This is a genomic window from Streptomyces viridochromogenes DSM 40736 (genome assembly GCF_000158955.1).
GTDB lineage: Bacteria > Actinomycetota > Actinomycetes > Streptomycetales > Streptomycetaceae > Streptomyces > Streptomyces venetus.
Map to the genome: position 1 here is coordinate 1906864 of NZ_GG657757.1, position 16518 is coordinate 1923381.

Below are 16518 nucleotides of genomic sequence, written 5' to 3' on the forward strand. Positions count from 1 at the left end.
CCCGTAGGAGTCTGGGCCGTGTCTCAGTCCCAGTGTGGCCGGTCGCCCTCTCAGGCCGGCTACCCGTCGTCGCCTTGGTGAGCCATTACCTCACCAACAAGCTGATAGGCCGCGGGCTCATCCTGCACCGCCGGAGCTTTCCACCATCACGGATGCCCGCGATGGTCAATATCCGGTATTAGACCCCGTTTCCAGGGCTTGTCCCAGAGTGCAGGGCAGATTGCCCACGTGTTACTCACCCGTTCGCCACTAATCCACCCCGAAGGGCTTCATCGTTCGACTTGCATGTGTTAAGCACGCCGCCAGCGTTCGTCCTGAGCCAGGATCAAACTCTCCGTGAATGTGTACCGGTAATCCGGTGTTACACCACGAGAGCGGAACAGTCAGGCGGAATAAGCCCGACCGTTCACAGCGTCCTCGCTGTGTTTATTTCAAAGGAACCTCGTCCCAGCCTGATGGCCGGAGACGGGGTATCAACATATCTGGCGTTGACTTTTGGCACGCTGTTGAGTTCTCAAGGAACGGTCGCTTCCTTTGTACTCACCCTCTCGGGCTTTCCTCCGGGCGCTTCCCTTCGGTCTTGCGTTTCCGACTCTATCAGATCTTTCCGATCCGATTCCCTGTCGGCGGGTTTTGCCGGGAGGCTTTGGCTTTCGCTCGTCGGCCTTTCGACATTCACTACGTTAACCGATTCGCCGTCCAACTCATAATCGAGTTCGTCGGCATCGAATTCGGACGTGCGGGCACGCCGGATTCGCCCCTGCTGAAGGGGTGTAGCTAAGTAGTGGGTTGGCCGCTTCCGGCTGCTGGCGAATGCCGTACCCGGGTCAAGCGGCTCGGGCTACATTACGCACCTCGGGAGGGCACGTCAACTTCGGCGGCGCCTCGGGACGTGGGCTCGATAGGGGCTCACCGTCGGATCGTTGGCGATCCAGAAGCGCCAGGGGTGCACGGCCCCCTCGCCGGCCACGCCGGTGCGGGGGCCGTTGAGTACCTGGTCGGAGGGCACGGGGGTCCCGCTCAGCATGCGGAGAGGGGTCTCCTCCGAGGTGCACGCGTCCGTGCCGTCGAGGGAGCGGTCCACGCCCAGGGCGGTGGCCAGACGGGCCGGGCCTTTGGCCAGTTCCTTGTCGTTGCGGGCCGAGAGTCGACGGGTGCGGGCCAGTTCGGCGCCCTCGATGATCTCGCCCGCGCGGAGCAGGACCGCACTCGCCTTGTCCTCCGGGCCGCACACCAGGTTCATGCAGAACCACATGCCGTAGGTGAAGTAGACGTAGACGTGCCCGGGCGGACCGAACATCACGCCGTTGCGGGCCGTGCGGCCGCGATAGGCGTGGGAGCCGGGGTCGTTCTCACCGTCGTAGGCCTCGACCTCCGTGAGGCGCAGGGCGATCGGACCGTCCGGGGTGCTGCGTACCAGGATGCGGCCGAGGAGGTCGGGGGCGACATCGAGGACGGGCCGGTCGAAGAACTCCCTGGGCAGGGGCGTACGGTCGGGGGTCGCGATCATGCCGTCCGAGGGTACTAAAGACGGGTGGCGCGGCGGGGTGGCAGGCGGGCACAGGCCTTGCCAGGGTGAGGACATGGAACCGGCCACGGCCGGATCGCGTTTGTAGTGATCAGGGATCCACCCGTAGTGGGCGAGAGGGAGAGACATGGCGTTCAAGAAGCTGCTCGCGAGCCTGGGGGCCGGCGGGGCTTCGGTCGAGACGGTGCTGCACGAGGTCAACGTCGTGCCGGGCGGTGTCGTCCAGGGTGAGGTGCGGATCCAGGGCGGGTCCGTGAACCAGCAGATCGAGGGGCTCTCGGTCGGGCTGCAGGCCAAGGTCGAGGTGGAGAGCGGCGACCAGGAGTACAAGCAGGACATCGAGTTCACGAAGTCGCGGCTGGGCGGGGCCTTCGAGCTGCAGGCGGGCGCGGTGCACGCGGTGCAGTTCGGGCTGGAGATCCCGTGGGAGACGCCGATCACGATGATCGACGGGCAGGCGCTGCGCGGCATGAACATCGGGGTGTCCACGGAGCTGGAGATCGCGCGTGCGGTGGACTCCGGTGACCTGGACCCGGTCAACGTGCACCCGCTGCCGGCGCAGAAGGCGATCCTGGACGCGTTCATCCAGCTTGGCTTCCGGTTCAAGAACGCCGACATGGAGCGCGGTGCGATCCGGGGTACGCGGCAGCGGCTGCCGTTCTACCAGGAGATCGAGTTCTACCCGCCGCAGCAGTACCGGGGGCTGAACCAGGTCGAGCTGAGCTTCGTGGCCGACGAGCACGCCATGGACGTGGTGCTGGAGATGGACAAGAAGCCGGGCCTGTTCAGCGAGGGCAGCGACACCTTCCGGTCGTTCCAGGTGGGTCTGGGCGACTACCAGGGGACCGACTGGGCGGCGTACCTCAACCAGTGGCTGTCCGAGGTCGGCAGCAAGCGCAACTGGTTCTAGGCTCGGGGGCGACTGCAAGAACCGATCAGGAGGTACCGAGGTGACCGAGCTCAAGCGGCGGCCGCTCCCCCACGACTTCCATCCGCCCGTGCCGTCGTTCACGGTGACGAGCAAGGACATCGAGGAAGGGGCGACGCTCCAGGACGCTCAGGTCCACGCGGCCGGCAACACCTCGCCGCATCTGCGGTGGGACGGCTTCCCGTCCGGGACCAAGAGCTTCGCCGTGACCTGCTACGACCCCGACGCTCCGACGGGCAGCGGGTTCTGGCACTGGGTGGTGTTCGACATTCCGGCCTCGGTGACCGAGCTGCCCGCGGGTGCGGGCAGCGGCGGCTTCGAGGGACTGCCCGAGGGGGCGGTCCACGCCCGGAACGATTTCGGCAGCAAGGACTTCGGTGGTGCCGCGCCGCCGCCCGGGGACGGGCCGCACCGGTATGTGTTCACGGTGTACGCCGTGGACCAGGAGAAGCTCGGTCCGGACTCGGACGCCACTCCGGCCGCCGTGGGCTTCAACCTGCGGTTCCACACCCTCGGGCGGGCTCAGCTCATCGGTGAGTACGAGGTGCCCGCCGAAGGCTGAGCCCCACTGCTGAGCGATCTCGGCGTTCACGCAACGTTTGCCCGCTCCTGGTCTTGGAATTGATCAGGAGCGGGCATTTTTGTTGCCGGGGGTCACGGGGGTCACCCCCCGTGGGAGCAGCAGATATTGCGTTGTCCATCTCGGCGTGCCCGGCCAGAGTTGATCCCAGCCCGCCAGGGGGTGGGCCGGTGCACACGGGAGGTGGGCTGGTATGCGGGACACGCTGGTACTCAACGCGAGCTTCGAGCCGCTGTCGACGGTGACGCTGAACCGAGCCGTCGTTCTGGTGCTTCAGGACAAGGCCGTCGTCGAGCAGGCCCACCCCGAACTGCGGATGCGGGGAGCCGCGGTCGACATACCCGCGCCGCGGGTGATCAGGCTCTGTCAGTACGTACGGGTGCCGTTCCGAAGACGAGCGCCGTGGTCGAGGCGGGGTGTGCTGGTCCGGGACCGGCACCGGTGCGCGTACTGCGGGAGGCGGGCGACGACCGTGGACCACGTGGTCCCACGGTCGCAGGGTGGGCAGGACACGTGGCTGAACACGGTGGCGTCCTGTGCGGAGGACAATCACCGGAAGGCGAATCGGACTCCTGTCGAGGCGGGTATGCCGTTGCTCCGGGAGCCGTTCGAGCCGACGCCGGCTGATGCGATGCTCTTGGCTCTGGCGCAGGACGACTTCGCGGCGCTGCCGGATTGGCTGGTGCTGGACGCGGCGTGACCCGGCGCCGGGCACCTTCATAGGAGCTCAGGTGGTTCCTCGGCTCGCGGGTCGTGCGTGGCTTGTCGCGCAGTTCCCCGCGCCCCTGGAAGGAAGGGGGTGCGGGGAACGTTGCGTTGTGGGTGCTGTCAGTCGATGGACGGCTTCTCGCGGCGTTCCTGGGCCGGGACGGCGGCGCCGGGGGTGCCTCCGTTGCCGCCGGAACCGCCGCCGATGCCGCCGAAGTTGCCCATCGCGCCGGAGAGGCCCTTGAGGGCGTCGCCGATTTCGCTGGGGACGATCCAGAGCTTGTTGGCGTCGCCTTCGGCGATCTTGGGGAGCATCTGGAGGTACTGGTAGGAGAGGAGCTTCTGGTCCGGGTCGCCGGCGTGGATGGCCTCGAAGACCGTACGGACGGCCTGGGCCTCGCCCTCGGCGCGCAGGGCGGCTGCCTTGGCCTCACCTTCGGCGCGCAGGATCTGGGACTGCTTCTCACCCTCGGCGCGCAGGATCTCGGACTGCCGGACACCTTCGGCCTGGAGGATCGCGGCGCGCTTGTCGCGGTCGGCGCGCATCTGCTTCTCCATCGAGTCCTGGATGGAGGTGGGCGGTTCGATCGCCTTGAGTTCGACACGGTTGACGCGGATGCCCCACTTGCCGGTGGCCTCGTCGAGGACACCGCGCAGGGCCGCGTTGATCTCCTCACGGGAGGTCAGGGTCCGCTCGAGGTCCATGCCGCCGATGATGTTGCGGAGCGTGGTGACCGTGAGCTGCTCGATCGCCTGGATGTAGCTGGCGACTTCGTAGGTGGCGGCGCGGGCGTCGGTCACCTGGTAGTAGATGACCGTGTCGATGTTGACGACCAGGTTGTCCTGGGTGATCACCGGCTGCGGCGGGAAGGGCACGACCTGTTCGCGCAGGTCGATGCGGTTGCGGATGGTGTCGATGAACGGGACGACGATGTTGAGGCCCGCATTGAGTGTCCGCGTGTAGCGGCCGAAGCGCTCGACGATGGCCGCGCTGGCCTGTGGGATGACTTGGATCGTCTTGATCAGGGCGATGAAGACCAACACCACCAGGATGATCAGGACGATGATGACCGGTTCCATCGTCGTTCCCCGTACCTCTCTCCGCCTCGGCGCCTTCGGCAGATCTTATGGTTGTCGAAGATCTTGCTGGTCGAGTCTGACAGACCGTCGCGTACCTCGCGAGAGGTTCTCTTCAGTTACGTCGTGCGAGGTCACATGACGATCGCGGTGGCCCCCTCGATGTCCACGACATCCACTTCCTGGCCTACTTCGTAAGCACGGTCGGTGTCGAGGGCGCGGGCCGACCAGACCTCTCCGGCCAGCTTGATACGGCCACCGGAGGCGTCGACGCGTTCCAGGACGACGGCTTGTCTGCCCTTCAACGCGTCCACGCCGGTGGCCAGTTGGGGACGCTGGGCGCGATGTCGGTTCGCGATGGGCCGTACGACCGCGATGCCGGCGGTCGAGACGATGGCGAAGACGACGACCTGGGCGACGGCTTCGCCGCCGAAGACGCCCGCGACCAGCGCCGCGGCGATCGCGCCCACCGCGAGCATGCCGAGTTCGGGCATCGCGGTGACCACGAGCGCGATGCCGAGCGCCGTCGCGCCGATCAGCCACCACAGCCATGCGTCGATGTCCACGTGGTCATGGTAGGTCCGCGGGCCCCGTCGCCGACAGGGCGCCCGTGGTGTGAAATGCCGTTCTTACCCTGGGATTTGTGGGGCGGGAGCCTGGTCAGGAGATCGGGAGGCCCTGGGCGGTCCAGCGCTCGCCCACCTGTTCGACGACGAGCGGGAGGCCGAAGCAGAGGGAGAGGTTGCGGGAGGTGAGTTCGAGCTCCAGCGGGCCGGCGGCGAGGACCTTGCCCTGGCGGATCATGAGGACGTGGGTGAAGCCCGGGGGGATCTCCTCGACGTGGTGGGTGACCATGAGCATCGAGGGGGCGATGGGGTCGCGGGCGAGGCGGCCGAGGCGGCGGACCAGGTCCTCGCGGCCGCCGAGGTCGAGGCCGGCGGCGGGCTCGTCGAGGAGCAGCAGCTCGGGGTCGGTCATCAGGGCTCGGGCGATGAGGGTGCGCTTGCGCTCGCCCTCGGAGAGCGTGCCGAACCTGCGCTCCAGGTACTCGCTCATGCCGAGACGGTCGAGGAAGGCACGGGCGCGCTGCTCGTCGATCTCCTCGTAGTCCTCGTGCCAGGTCGCGGTCATGCCGTACGCGGCGGTCAGCACGGTCTCCAGGACGGTCTGGCGCTTGGGGAGCTTCTCGGTCATGGCGATGCCGGCCATGCCGATGCGCGGACGCAGCTCGAAGACGTCGGTGCCGGGCTTGCCGAGGGTCTCGCCGAGGATGGCGGTGGTGCCCGAGCTGGGGTAGAGGTACGTGGAAGCGAGGTTGAGGAGGGTGGTCTTGCCCGCGCCGTTCGGGCCGAGGATGACCCAGCGCTCGCCCTCCTTGACCGACCAGGAGACCTGGTCCACCAGAGCCCGGCCCTCGCGGACCACGGATACGTCCTGAAGCTCCAGAACATCGCTCATGAGCGCGTTGTCTCCCCTTGCAGTGTGGCCGGTCTCGGCTGTTGCGTACGCCTGTGGCTCGGTCCGCCGCGCCTGTGGGCGCAGCCCTCCATGAAATCTACGCCACCGGTCGTACCGGGCGTTCCCTCGGTCCGGTCCTTGGAGGGTCCTAGGGTGTGGGCATGCTCTCGGAACCGCGCGCTGGACGTCTTGCAGCTTGGGGAAATGCCCTTTTGGCCGGACTTGTCTCACCGGATGACGCCGTGCTCGCCATCGTCGGCGAGGACGCGGTGCATCGGGTGGAGGGGCTGCCCGGGGAGTCGGCTCCGGTCGGGCTGACGCTCGCGCTGGGGCGGATGCGGACGCTCGGCGTGACCGGGCTGCGGGTCGCGCTGCCAGCGCCCGGGCATCCGCTGGGGCTGAGCGGGCCGCCGGAGTTCAATGCGCGGGCGCTGGACGCCGAGGAGGCCGTGGTCTGTCACGGGGCCGCGTTCGGGTTGGTGCCGGAGGTGTACGAGGCCGGGCCCGAAGGTGATGTGCATGTCGAGGTCGTGTGGCACGTGCTGCGCGTGCGGGAGGCGCCGCCCGCGGATGTGCCGTCGCTGGGCGAGGCGGAGCGGGAGCTCGCGGAGGCGCTCCGGGAGGCGACCGAGGTGCTGACGCGGCTGGATGTGGCCGGGTCGGGGCCGGTGGCGGAGGCGGCGGTCGACGCGTATCGGGCGCGGGCCGAGCGGGGGCGGGAGGTGCTGGCGCCGGGGTATCCGTCGCGGGCGGTGCGGGTGCTGGAATTGGCACAGCGGGTGGGGACGCTCATCGCCGTGGCGACGGAGAGTGGGCACGGGGGTGCGGTGAGTTCGTCCGAGATCTTTACGCGGCGGGAGGCGTTGCGGTCGGTGGAGCGGACTGCGCGTAGGGCGCAGGTCGCGGCGTACAACTCCGTTGTGGAGGAGCGGGAGCGGGGGGTGCGGTGACGGTCGGTTGTGCTGGTGCTCGGCGTTGGTGCTGAGGGCGGGTGGGTGCGCAGCCCGGCGTAACCGGGTGCCGCCTGCGCCCACCCGTGCCGCCCCAGCGGCACGACTGCCCGCAGGCTGACGGCCTCCCAGGTGGGGCTGGGAGGCCGGGCGCCTCCGGCTCGGAGGCGGAGGGGTGCGTCAGTGGTTGACGGCGAGGTTGCCGAACGCGGGGTTCAGGACGCCGATGACGTTCACGCTGTTGCCGGACACGTTGACCGGGACGTGGACCGGGGCCTGGATGAGGTTGCCCGAGACGACGCCCGGGGAGCCCACGGCCTTGCCGTCGGCGTGCGCGCTGGTGGCGGAGGCCATGCCCGCGCCCGCGGCCAGCAGGCCGCCGGTCACCATCGTCACGGCAGCGGCCTTCTTCAGGTTCTTCACTTCTGAGCCCTCCTTGCGATTGCCGCGGCAGGCGCCGCAGCACGCACTGGAGAACGGCGGAGATCCCTCGAGGATGCGCCATATGGGGGACATTCCCACGACGGTATGAATCTCTGCCTGGAACGGAACCTTCCGTGTTGCCGTGGGGTGCGTGTCAGCCGGTCACGCCATGGCGAACGGCCCACAGAGCCGCCTGCGTCCGGTCGGACAGGTCGAGTTTCATCAGGATGTTCGAGACGTGCGTCTTTACGGTCTTCTCGGAGAGGACGAGCGCGCGGGCGATCTCCCGGTTGGACCGGCCGTCCGCTATCAGGCCCAGCACCTCACGCTCCCGGTCGGTGAGCGAACCGGCTCTTGCCGGCCCCGAGTTGGCCTCCTCCTGGGACAGCAGTGCGTCTGCGACCTCCGGCTGCAGGAGGATGTGCCCGGCGTGGACCGAGCGGATGGCTCCGGCGAGGGCGTCGGGGTCGACGTCCTTGTAGACGTATCCGGCGGCGCCGGCGCGCAGGGCGGGCACCACCGTGCGCTGCTCGGTGAAGCTGGTGACGACCAGTACGCGTGCGGGGTTGTCCAATTCGCGGAGTCTGCGCAGGGCGTCGACGCCGTCCATGCCCGGCATCTTGACGTCCATGAGGATGACGTCGGGCTTCAACTCCTCCGCGCGGTCGACTCCTTCGGCGCCGTCCGCCGCCTCGCCCACGACCCGGATGTCGTCCTGTACCTCGAGGAAGGTGCGCAGCCCGCGGCGGACCACTTGATGGTCGTCGACGAGCAGCACCTTGATCGCCTCAGCCACCGGGGACCTCCATCTCGATCGTGGTGCCCTTGCCGGGCGCCGATTCCACGGTCAGCGTGCCGCCGGCCCCGCTCGTCCGGTCCCGCATGGAGACCAGGCCCAGGTGGCGGCCCGCGCGGCGGACCGCGCTCGGGTCGAAGCCGGTGCCGTCGTCCGTGACGCGCAGGACGGCTCCGCCGCCGCGGCGGTCCAGGGTCACGTCGACGTGGTCGGCACCGGAGTGGCGCAGGGCGTTGTGCAGGGCCTCCTGGGCGACGCGCAGGACGGCCTCCTCCTGGGAGGCGGGCAGGGCCTTCACCCCGCGGCCTGCGAAGGTCACGCGGGCGGAGTGGGCGCGGTCGAGGACCCGGATCTGCGTCCGGAGGGTCGCCACGAGGCCGTCCTCGTCGAGGGCGGCGGGGCGCAACTCGACCACCGCCGCGCGCAGTTCGTCGGCTGCCTCGGCGGCCAGGGCCGCCACCTGCTGGAGTTCGCCCTTGGCGCGTACCGGGTCCCGGTCCACCAGGCGGGCCGCTGCCTGGGCGGTAAGACGCAGGGAGAACAGCTTCTGACTGACCGCGTCGTGCAGTTCGTGGGCCAGGCGGGAGCGCTCCTCGGCGATCGTGAGCTCACGGCTGCGTTCGTAGAGGCGGGCGTTGGTCAGCGCGATCGCGGCGTGCTGGGCGAGGATGCCGAGCAACTCCTCGTCGTCCGCGGTGAAGCCACAGCTGCCCTCGGGCTTCGGGCAGTTCTTGTTCGCCAGGAACAGTGCGCCGATCACCTCGTCGCCGTCGCGGATCGGCAGCCCTAGGAAGTCGACCAGGTCGGGGTGGGCCTTCGGCCAGCCCTCGAAGCGGGGGTCCTTGCGGACGTCGGCGAGGCGCTCGGACCTGGCCTCGTGCAGCATCGCGGCGAGGATGCCGTGCTGGCGCGGGAGGGGGCCGATGGCCTTCCACTGTTCCTCGCTGACCCCGTCGACCACGAACTGGGCGAAGCCGCCGTGGTCGTCCGGCACGCCGAGCGCGGCGTACTGCGCGTCGAGCAGCTCGCGGGCCGAGGCGACGATCGTCTTCAGGACGTCGCGCACCTCGAGGTGTCTGCTCATGGCCAGCAACGCGGAACTCACCGCGGCGAGGCCGGACCGGGGACCGTGGCTCATGTCCTCACGGTACCGGCGGGCTGTGACAGCGCGGATCGGACCGGTGGCCGCGGGTGCCCGGTCCGGTGGGCCTAGGTCGCGGGGCCGAGGGGCCGGGCGGTGCGGCGTAGGACCGAGGGCGCCGGGCCCCTGACGTAGGGCGAAGGGACCCGGTGGGTTGCGGCCCGCGTCCGAGGCGGTCCGGGCGGCCCCGTTCCTACGTTGTGGGCACGCGATCACGACGAGGGAGCCGATCATGCCGGTTGCGATCATCACGGGGGCCTCGAAGGGCCTGGGGCGGGCGCTCGCTCAGGCCCTGGCCGGGCGGGGCTGGGACCTGGTGCTCGACGCCAGGGGTGCGCGGGCCCTGGGGGACGCGGCCGAGGCCGTCTCCGCGCACGGCACGCGCGTGACCGCCCTGGCCGGGGACGTCAGGGACGGCGGGCACCGGGCGGAGCTGGTGGCGGCGGCGCGGCGGCTGGGCGGCGTCGACCTGCTGGTGCACAACGCCAGCGCGCTGGGGGCCGAGCCGCTGGTGCGGCTGGAGGAGCTGTCCCTGGAGGGGCTGCGGCGGGCGCTCGAGGTGAACCTGGTGGCGGGGCTGGGGCTGGTCCAGGAGGCGCTGCCGCTGCTGCGGGCTTCCCGGGCGGGCACCGTGGTCGCGGTCAGCTCGGACGCGGCGGCGGAGGCGTACGAGACCTGGGGCGGCTACGGGGCATCCAAGGCGGCGCTGGACCACCTGGTGGCGGTGCTCGCCGTGGAGGAGCCGGGGCTGCGGGTCTGGGCGGTGGATCCGGGGGACATGGCCACGGACCTGTACGCGGCGGCCGTACCGGACGATGACGACCCGCGGCCGGAGCCGGCCACTGTGGTGCCGGGATTCCTGCGGCTGCTGGACGAGCGGCCGGCCAGCGGGCGGTACGGGGCTCCGGCCCTGGCGGACGGGGCGCGATGACGCCGGCCATGCGGGTTCCGGAGGAGCTGTCGGCCCGGGTGCCGGTCGAGCAGCGGGGGCCCGGGCTGGACCGGGACGCCGTACGGATGCTGGTGTCGCGGGGTACCGAGGTGGCACATCACACGTTCACCGAGCTGCCGCGGGTGTTGCGTGCGTGGGATCTGCTCGTGGTCAACACCTCGGCCACGCTGGCGGCGGCCGTGGACGGATGGTCCGGGCACACGCGCGTGGTGGTGCATTTCTCCACACGCGGGGACGACGGCCGCTGGGCCGTGGAGCTGCGGGAACCCGACGGGCGGGGCACCACGCGCCCGCGTGCGGGTGGGCCCGCGGGTACGGAGGTGTGCCTGCCGGGGGGTGTACGGCTGGTGCTGGAGGAGCCGCTGAGCGGGCGGAGTGAGCGGCTGTGGTGGGCGCGGGTCGCCGGGCCCGGTGTGGTGGGGCTGCTGCGGGAGCACGGGCGGCCGATTCGCTACGCCTACACGGAGCGGGACCAGCCGTTGTCCGTCTACCAGACGATCTTCGCGCTGCCGTCCGCGGACGGGGCGGGCAGTGCGGAGATGCCGAGTGCGGCCCGGCCGTTCACCGCACGGGTGGTGGCGGAGCTGGTGAGCAGGGGGGTGCGGCTCGCGCCGGTGACGCTGCACACGGGGGTGGCTTCGGCGGAGGCGCACGAGCCGCCGTACCCGGAGCGTTTCGCGGTGCCGGAGGCCTCGGCGCGGCTGATCAACGCGACGAAGGCCGGTGGCGGCCGGGTCGTCGCGGTCGGAACGACGGCGGTGCGGGCCGTGGAGTCGGCGGCGGGTGCCGACGGGGTCGTACGGCCGCGCGCGGGGTGGACCGGCCTGGTGGTGACGCCGGAGCGCGGGGTCCGTGTGGTGGACGGGCTGCTGACCGGGCTGCACGAGCCGGAGGCCTCGCATCTGCTGATGCTGGAGGCGGTCGCGGGGCGGGTGGCGGTCGAGCGGGGTTACGAGGCGGCGTTGCAGGGCCGCTACCTGTGGCACGAGTTCGGGGACGTGCACCTCGTACTGCGGTGAAGAGCCCTCACGCAGAGCATCGCTTGTGCAACCGGCAGTGAAACGGAACTCCACCCGATGTGAGCCCTCGCATAGGACCCACGTCACGTACGAAGGGACGTAGGAGACAAAGTCGCACCTTTTGAGCGGCGCGTACGGTCCAGTCTGCCCCGATTTGCCCATCCCTGATCCACTATCTCCTTTCGTACGTCACACCTTTGCCACGCTTTTTTGCGGCCGCTAAGAATGGCTGCCGTCGCTCAGCGCCGTGGTTCACCTCCGCGGCGTTCGTGTCGGAAACACACCGAGTCCAACGCCGGACGCCGAGCGACTCCCGCGCTATTCGAAGAGGTCCAAACCACCATGCCCAAGAACATCTTCAGCCGTGTTCAGAGTCGTAGCCTGACCCGTCACCACAAGATCGCCATGGCGGGTGTCGCCACCCTCGGCGCCGCCGCCATCGGTTTCTCCGCGGTGCCGAGCGGTGCCTCGACGAAGACCACGACCGAGGCCGCTCAGCCGGCTGCGGTGGCGTTCAGCACCGAGCAGATCAAGGACGTCAAGGCCAGCGTCACCGACCAGATGGCCGGTGCCAGCCTGAAGGCGGAGCAGATCGCGGCCAAGAAGAAGGCCGACGCCGCTGCCGCCGCCAAGAAGAAGGCCGAGGCCGAGGCCGCGAAGAAGAAGGCCGAGGCCGAGCGCAAGGCCAAGGAGGCCGCGAGCCGCGCCGCCAAGCGCGCCGAGGCCAAGAAGGCCGCCAAGAAGGCCGCCAAGAAGACCTACGCGAACAACCTCGACGGCTGGATCCGCGAGTCGCTCGACATCCTGAAGAAGCACGACATCCCGGCGTCCTACGACGGCATCCACCGCAACATCATGCGGGAGTCCTCGGGTAACCCGAAGGCGATCAACGACTGGGACATCAACGCCATCAACGGCATCCCGTCGAAGGGTCTGCTGCAGGTCATCCCGCCGACCTTCAAGACCTGGCACGTCGCCGGCACCTCCTGGGACATCTACGACCCGGTCGCCAACATCACCGCCGCCTGCAACTACGCGGCTGACAAGTACGGCTCGATGGACAACGTCGACAGCGCGTACTGAGGTGGCGCGGACCTCTGCTCGCTGAACGTGTGAACGCCGAAGGGCGGCACCCCCTGACGGGGTGCCGCCCTTCGGGCCACGTCGAGCTGTGACCGCAGCGCGTGACTACGTGCGCATGACTACTTGCGCATGACCTCCGGCTCGTGGCGGCGCAGGAAGCGCGCCACGAAGAAGCCGCAGATCACGCCGAGGACGAGCAGCGCACCCATGTCCATGGCCCAGGCGCCGGCCGTGTGCTCCCACAGCGGGTCGTTGTCGCCGGCCGTCTCGGGCGGGCTGATCTTGTTGAAGTCCAGCGTGGCACCCGATGCGGCGACCGCCCAGCGCGAGGGCATCAGGAACGAGAACTGGTTGACGCCGATCGAGCCGTGCAGCGTGAACAGGCAGCCGGTGAAGACGACCTGGATGATCGCGAACATCACGAGCAGCGGCATGGTCTTCTCGGCGGTCTTGACCAGCGACGAGATGATCAGGCCGAACATCATCGACGTGAAGCCCAGCGCCATGATCGGCACGGACAGCTCCAGCAGCGTGGCGCTGCCGAAGACCAGGCCTTCCTCCGGGATCTCCCGGCTGGAGAAGCCGATGACACCGACCAGCAGGCCCTGCAGCACGGTGATCATGCCGAGCACGAACACCTTCGACATCAGGTACGCCGAGCGTGACAGGCCGGTCGCGCGCTCCCGCTCGTAGATGACCCGTTCCTTGATCAGCTCGCGGACCGAGTTCGCCGCGCCCGCGAAGCAGGCGCCGACCGCGAGGATCAGCAGCACCGTGGTGGCCGTGCCGTTCGGGATGATGCGGCCGGTCTGCGGGTTGGCCGGGTTGGGCAGCAGGCCCCTGTCCGCGTCGATGAGCAGGCTCACCGCGCCGAGCACGGCCGGCAGGATCACCATCAGGGCCAGGAAGCCCTTGTCGGACGCGATCACCGAGACGTAGCGCCGCACCAGTGTGACGAACTGCGACATCCAGCCCTGCGGCTTCGGCGGCTTCATCGCCTGCATCGGCGGAACCTGTACGGACTGCGGCGCGACGGCGTCGATGTCCGCGGCGTACATCTGGTAGTGCTGCGAGCCCTTCCAGCGGCCCGCCCAGTCGTAGTCGCGGTAGTTCTCGAAGGCGGAGAAGACATCGGCCCAGGTGTCGTAGCCGAAGAAGTTCAGCGCCTCCTCCGGCGGGCCGAAGTAGGCGACCGCACCGCCCGGGGCCATCACCAGGAGCTTGTCGCAGATCGCCAGCTCGGCCACGGAGTGGGTGACGACGAGGACCGTACGGCCGTCGTCGGCGAGGCCGCGCAGCAGCTGCATGACGTCACGGTCCATGCCCGGGTCGAGACCCGAGGTGGGCTCGTCCAGGAAGATCAGCGACGGCTTGGTGAGCAGCTCCAGGGCCACGGAGACGCGCTTGCGCTGGCCACCGGAGAGGGAGGTGACCTTCTTCTCCTTGTGGATGTCCAGCTTCAGCTCGCGCAGCACCTCGTCGATCCGGGCCTCGCGCTCGGCGGCCGTGGTGTCGGCCGGGAAGCGCAGCTTGGCCGCGTACTTGAGGGCCTTCTTGACGGTCAGCTCCTTGTGCAGGATGTCGTCCTGCGGGACCAGACCGATGCGCTGGCGCAGCTCGGCGAACTGCTTGTAGAGGTTGCGGTTGTCGTAGAGGACCTCGCCCTGGTCGGCCGGGCGGTAGCCGGTGAGCGCCTTGAGCAGCGTCGACTTGCCGGAGCCGGACGGGCCGATGACCGCGATCAGCGACTTCTCCGGGACGCCGAAGGAGACGTCCTTGAGGATCTGCTTGCCGCCGTCGACCGTGACGGTCAGGTGGCGGGCGGAGAAGGACACCTCACCGGTGTCGACGAACTCCTCGAGCCGGTCGCCGACGATCCGGAACGTGGAGTGGCCGACGCCGACGACGTCGGTCGGGCCGAGCAGCTGCGTGCCGCCCTTGGCGATGGGCTGGCCGTTGACGTACGTGCCGTTGTGGGAGCCGAGGTCGCGGATCTCCATGCGGCCGTCGGGCGTGGCGTGGAACTCGGCGTGGTGCCGGGAGACCTGGAGGTCGGAGACGACCAGTTCGTTCTCCAGGGCACGGCCGATGCGCATCACGCGGCCGAGGGAGAACTGGTGGAACGTGGTCGGGCTGCGGTCACCGTGGACCGGCGGCGCCCCCGCGGCACCGCCGGGGCCCTGCTGCTGCGGGATGGGTGCCGCTTGCTGCTGGGGCTGCTGCCATCCGGCCTGGGCCTGCTGCTGCGGCACCTGGTGCTGCGGCTGCTGGTACGGGGCCTGCCCCGGCGTCTGCTGGGCGGGGGCCTGCTGCGCCCAGCCGGCGTTCGCGCCCTGCGCGGCGTACGGCTGCTGAGGCTGGGCCTGCGGCGTGGCGACGGAAGCCGCGGCGCCGGAGAGGTTCAGGCGCGGTCCGTCGGTGGCGTTGCCCAGGTTCACCGCCGAGCCCGGGCCGAGCTCCATCTGATGGATCCGCTGCCCTTGCACGAACGTGCCGTTGGTGCTGCCGTGGTCCTCGATGACCCAACTGCGGCCGTTGAAACTGACCGTGGCGTGACGCCAGGAGACCCTGGCGTCGTCGAAGACGACGTCCCCCTGCGGATCACGTCCGAGGGTGTATGCCCTGGACGGATCGAGCGTCCAGGTACGTCCGTTTGATTCCAGTACGAGTTCCGGCACTCCATGCCCCACTGAGTTGTCCCCCGAGTTACCCCCGACATGGGGAGTCTAGGGATGTCGAACATCGGGGGGAACTATTTCAGGAGCGGCCCTCTGACCGAAAGTCGGGCCTAGTGAAGACCGCGTTCGGACGCGTCAGCCGTTTCCGTTGACGGGGTTGAAAACGGCCCGGAGAGTGGTATTTCGACGCGAGGGGGACATGCGCGGTGTTCCCGCCGCGTAGCGGATCGGGGGGTCTGCCATGGGTGTTGCTAAAGGTGTCGAGACGGCGAGCGACGGCACACGCGTGCCGTGGGGGGACGCGCTGCTGACCGCCGTCGCCGCCGTGAGCTGGGCGTTGATCGGAATGGCGGGAACGGCGGCGCTGGGACTGCATCTACTGGAAGCGGACGCGGCGGGCTCGTTGGGGCCGATGACCGCGGCGGTGGTGGCCCTGGGGGCGGGTGGGTCGGTCACGCCGTCCGGTGACGTGTCGGTGTTCGGCCTGTCGGGCGCGCAGGCGGACACGGCCATCGAGATCACGCCACTGGGGGTGAGCCTGGTCGGAGCGGTGCTGCTGTCGTACTTCTTCCTGCGGTCCTTGCGTGCGGCGGGAGTTGTGATCTCGTCGGCCGAACTCCTCGCGCGTGCGGGCGCGGTGGTGGCGCTGTTCGTGGCGATGCTGGGCGGGCTGGCGTGGGCGGGGCACGATGTCATCACGATCGACGGTGGCTCGCTGGGGCTGGACGACCTGACCGGGGGCGGCGGGGGCGGCGGGGTGGAGATCCCCGGGCTCGGGGACGTCGGGGACATCGGCGGGCTGCTGCCGGACCGGCTCGGCGACCTGGTCGACGCGCAGGCGGCGGTGGGCTTCACGGTCGACACCGCGCGCACACTGCTCGGCGGTCTCGTCTGGTCGGCCGGGATCCTTCTCGTCGCCCTGCTGGCCTCGCGCCGCACGCCGCTGCCGCCGGGCTGGGAGGCCGTACACCGGGTCGTACGGCCCGCCGTGTCCGCCGTGGTGACCGTGTCGCTGGTGGCGGTGGCGGCGGGGCTCTCTGCGGCGGGGTACGCGGCGATCGGCGACGACCATCCCCGGCGCATCGCGGGCGCGGCGCTGCTCGGGGCGCCGAACGGGGTCTGGCTGGGCGTGCCGATCGGCCTGTTCGTGCCGTGGGACGGCCGCGCAACGGGTGAGCTGACCCGTTTCCTGCCGGA

Annotated in this window: 16 protein-coding genes and 1 other annotated feature; of the genes, 8 read left to right on the plus strand and 8 right to left on the minus strand. The window is 69.7% G+C overall.

Annotation, left to right across the window (positions count from 1 at the left end):
* Positions 1 to 283: a sequence feature (16S ribosomal RNA rRNA prediction is too short), on the minus strand.
* A gap of 585 nt (positions 284 to 868) precedes the next feature.
* Positions 869 to 1510, minus strand: coding sequence for a DNA-3-methyladenine glycosylase (locus tag SSQG_RS08310; RefSeq protein ID WP_003989285.1), 642 nt, complete (start codon positions 1508 to 1510; stop codon positions 869 to 871).
* A gap of 145 nt (positions 1511 to 1655) precedes the next feature.
* On the opposite strand from SSQG_RS08310, the gene SSQG_RS08315 reads away from it, so the two are divergent.
* The 3 genes from SSQG_RS08315 (at position 1656) to SSQG_RS08325 (ending at position 3736) form a co-directional block, all read left to right on the plus strand.
* The gene (locus tag SSQG_RS08315) at positions 1656 to 2438 is read left to right on the plus strand and encodes a sporulation protein (RefSeq protein ID WP_003989286.1); all 783 of its coding nucleotides are present in this window, start codon (positions 1656 to 1658) and stop codon (positions 2436 to 2438) included.
* A 40-nt stretch (positions 2439 to 2478) separates the two neighbouring features.
* A complete protein-coding gene (locus SSQG_RS08320; protein WP_003989287.1) occupies positions 2479 to 3018 on the plus strand; it encodes a YbhB/YbcL family Raf kinase inhibitor-like protein in 540 nt (179 codons plus the stop codon).
* A gap of 211 nt (positions 3019 to 3229) precedes the next feature.
* Positions 3230 to 3736 carry an HNH endonuclease gene (locus SSQG_RS08325; protein WP_003989288.1) on the plus strand — a complete coding sequence of 169 codons (507 nt, stop codon included), beginning with the start codon at positions 3230 to 3232 and terminating at the stop codon, positions 3734 to 3736.
* Between the two features lie 128 nt (positions 3737 to 3864).
* Here SSQG_RS08325 and SSQG_RS08330 read toward each other — a convergent pair whose 3' ends face one another.
* The 3 genes from SSQG_RS08330 to SSQG_RS08340 all read right to left on the minus strand — a co-directional run bounded on the left by SSQG_RS08330 (position 3865) and on the right by SSQG_RS08340 (position 6279).
* A complete protein-coding gene (locus SSQG_RS08330; RefSeq protein WP_003989289.1) occupies positions 3865 to 4824 on the minus strand; it encodes an SPFH domain-containing protein in 960 nt (319 codons plus the stop codon).
* 131 nt (positions 4825 to 4955) lie between these two features.
* On the minus strand, positions 4956 to 5387 hold the full coding sequence (locus tag SSQG_RS08335) for an NfeD family protein (protein WP_003989290.1): 432 nt from the start codon (positions 5385 to 5387) through the stop codon (positions 4956 to 4958).
* A 94-nt stretch (positions 5388 to 5481) separates the two neighbouring features.
* Entirely contained in the window at positions 5482 to 6279 is a 798-nt protein-coding gene (locus tag SSQG_RS08340) for an ABC transporter ATP-binding protein (protein ID WP_003989291.1), read from the minus strand.
* A gap of 161 nt (positions 6280 to 6440) precedes the next feature.
* Here SSQG_RS08340 and SSQG_RS08345 point away from each other — a divergent pair, with 161 nt between their 5' ends.
* Entirely contained in the window at positions 6441 to 7229 is a 789-nt protein-coding gene (locus SSQG_RS08345) for a hypothetical protein (RefSeq protein WP_003989292.1), read from the plus strand.
* Positions 7230 to 7409: 180 nt separating this feature from the next.
* Here SSQG_RS08345 and SSQG_RS08350 read toward each other — a convergent pair whose 3' ends face one another.
* From SSQG_RS08350 to SSQG_RS08360, 3 genes are all read right to left on the minus strand, one after another.
* Complete coding sequence (locus tag SSQG_RS08350; protein WP_039932156.1) at positions 7410 to 7652, minus strand: chaplin; 243 nt, start codon at positions 7650 to 7652, stop codon at positions 7410 to 7412.
* 154 nt (positions 7653 to 7806) lie between these two features.
* Complete coding sequence (locus tag SSQG_RS08355) at positions 7807 to 8448, minus strand: response regulator (protein WP_003989294.1); 642 nt, start codon at positions 8446 to 8448, stop codon at positions 7807 to 7809.
* Positions 8441 to 9586, minus strand: a complete 1146-nt coding sequence (locus tag SSQG_RS08360) for a GAF domain-containing sensor histidine kinase (protein WP_003989295.1) — start codon at positions 9584 to 9586, stop codon at positions 8441 to 8443. The genes SSQG_RS08355 and SSQG_RS08360 overlap by 8 nt, the downstream gene beginning before the upstream one ends.
* 235 nt (positions 9587 to 9821) lie before the next feature.
* Between SSQG_RS08360 and SSQG_RS08365 the strand changes: the two genes are divergently transcribed.
* From SSQG_RS08365 to SSQG_RS08375, 3 genes are all read left to right on the plus strand, one after another.
* A complete protein-coding gene (locus SSQG_RS08365; protein WP_003989296.1) occupies positions 9822 to 10520 on the plus strand; it encodes an SDR family NAD(P)-dependent oxidoreductase in 699 nt (232 codons plus the stop codon).
* On the plus strand, positions 10517 to 11560 hold the full coding sequence (locus SSQG_RS08370; protein ID WP_003989297.1) for an S-adenosylmethionine:tRNA ribosyltransferase-isomerase: 1044 nt from the start codon (positions 10517 to 10519) through the stop codon (positions 11558 to 11560). Before SSQG_RS08365 ends, SSQG_RS08370 begins: the two co-directional genes overlap by 4 nt.
* 342 nt (positions 11561 to 11902) lie before the next feature.
* Entirely contained in the window at positions 11903 to 12643 is a 741-nt protein-coding gene (locus SSQG_RS08375) for a transglycosylase SLT domain-containing protein (protein WP_003989298.1), read from the plus strand.
* Positions 12644 to 12762: 119 nt separating this feature from the next.
* Here the strand turns inward: SSQG_RS08375 and SSQG_RS08380 are convergent, their stop codons facing one another.
* Complete coding sequence (locus SSQG_RS08380; RefSeq protein WP_003989299.1) at positions 12763 to 15321, minus strand: FHA domain-containing protein; 2559 nt, start codon at positions 15319 to 15321, stop codon at positions 12763 to 12765.
* A gap of 241 nt (positions 15322 to 15562) precedes the next feature.
* Here SSQG_RS08380 and SSQG_RS08385 point away from each other — a divergent pair.
* A partial coding sequence (locus SSQG_RS08385) for a streptophobe family protein (protein ID WP_039932158.1) occupies positions 15563 to 16518 on the plus strand: 956 nt, incomplete at its 3' end.

Excerpts from the sequence above, each read along its gene's own strand:
- SSQG_RS08310 (WP_003989285.1), bottom strand. The coding sequence starts at position 1,510 with ATGATCGCGACCCCCGACCGTACGCCCCTGCCCAGGGAGTTCTTCGAC.
- SSQG_RS08315 (WP_003989286.1), top strand. The coding sequence starts at position 1,656 with ATGGCGTTCAAGAAGCTGCTCGCGAGCCTGGGGGCCGGCGGGGCTTCG.
- SSQG_RS08325 (WP_003989288.1), top strand. The coding sequence starts at position 3,230 with ATGCGGGACACGCTGGTACTCAACGCGAGCTTCGAGCCGCTGTCGACG.
- SSQG_RS08330 (WP_003989289.1), bottom strand. The coding sequence starts at position 4,824 with ATGGAACCGGTCATCATCGTCCTGATCATCCTGGTGGTGTTGGTCTTC.
- SSQG_RS08340 (WP_003989291.1), bottom strand. The coding sequence starts at position 6,279 with ATGAGCGATGTTCTGGAGCTTCAGGACGTATCCGTGGTCCGCGAGGGC.
- SSQG_RS08345 (WP_003989292.1), top strand. The coding sequence starts at position 6,441 with ATGCTCTCGGAACCGCGCGCTGGACGTCTTGCAGCTTGGGGAAATGCC.
- SSQG_RS08360 (WP_003989295.1), bottom strand. The coding sequence starts at position 9,586 with ATGAGCCACGGTCCCCGGTCCGGCCTCGCCGCGGTGAGTTCCGCGTTG.
- SSQG_RS08365 (WP_003989296.1), top strand. The coding sequence starts at position 9,822 with ATGCCGGTTGCGATCATCACGGGGGCCTCGAAGGGCCTGGGGCGGGCG.
- SSQG_RS08370 (WP_003989297.1), top strand. The coding sequence starts at position 10,517 with ATGACGCCGGCCATGCGGGTTCCGGAGGAGCTGTCGGCCCGGGTGCCG.
- SSQG_RS08375 (WP_003989298.1), top strand. The coding sequence starts at position 11,903 with ATGCCCAAGAACATCTTCAGCCGTGTTCAGAGTCGTAGCCTGACCCGT.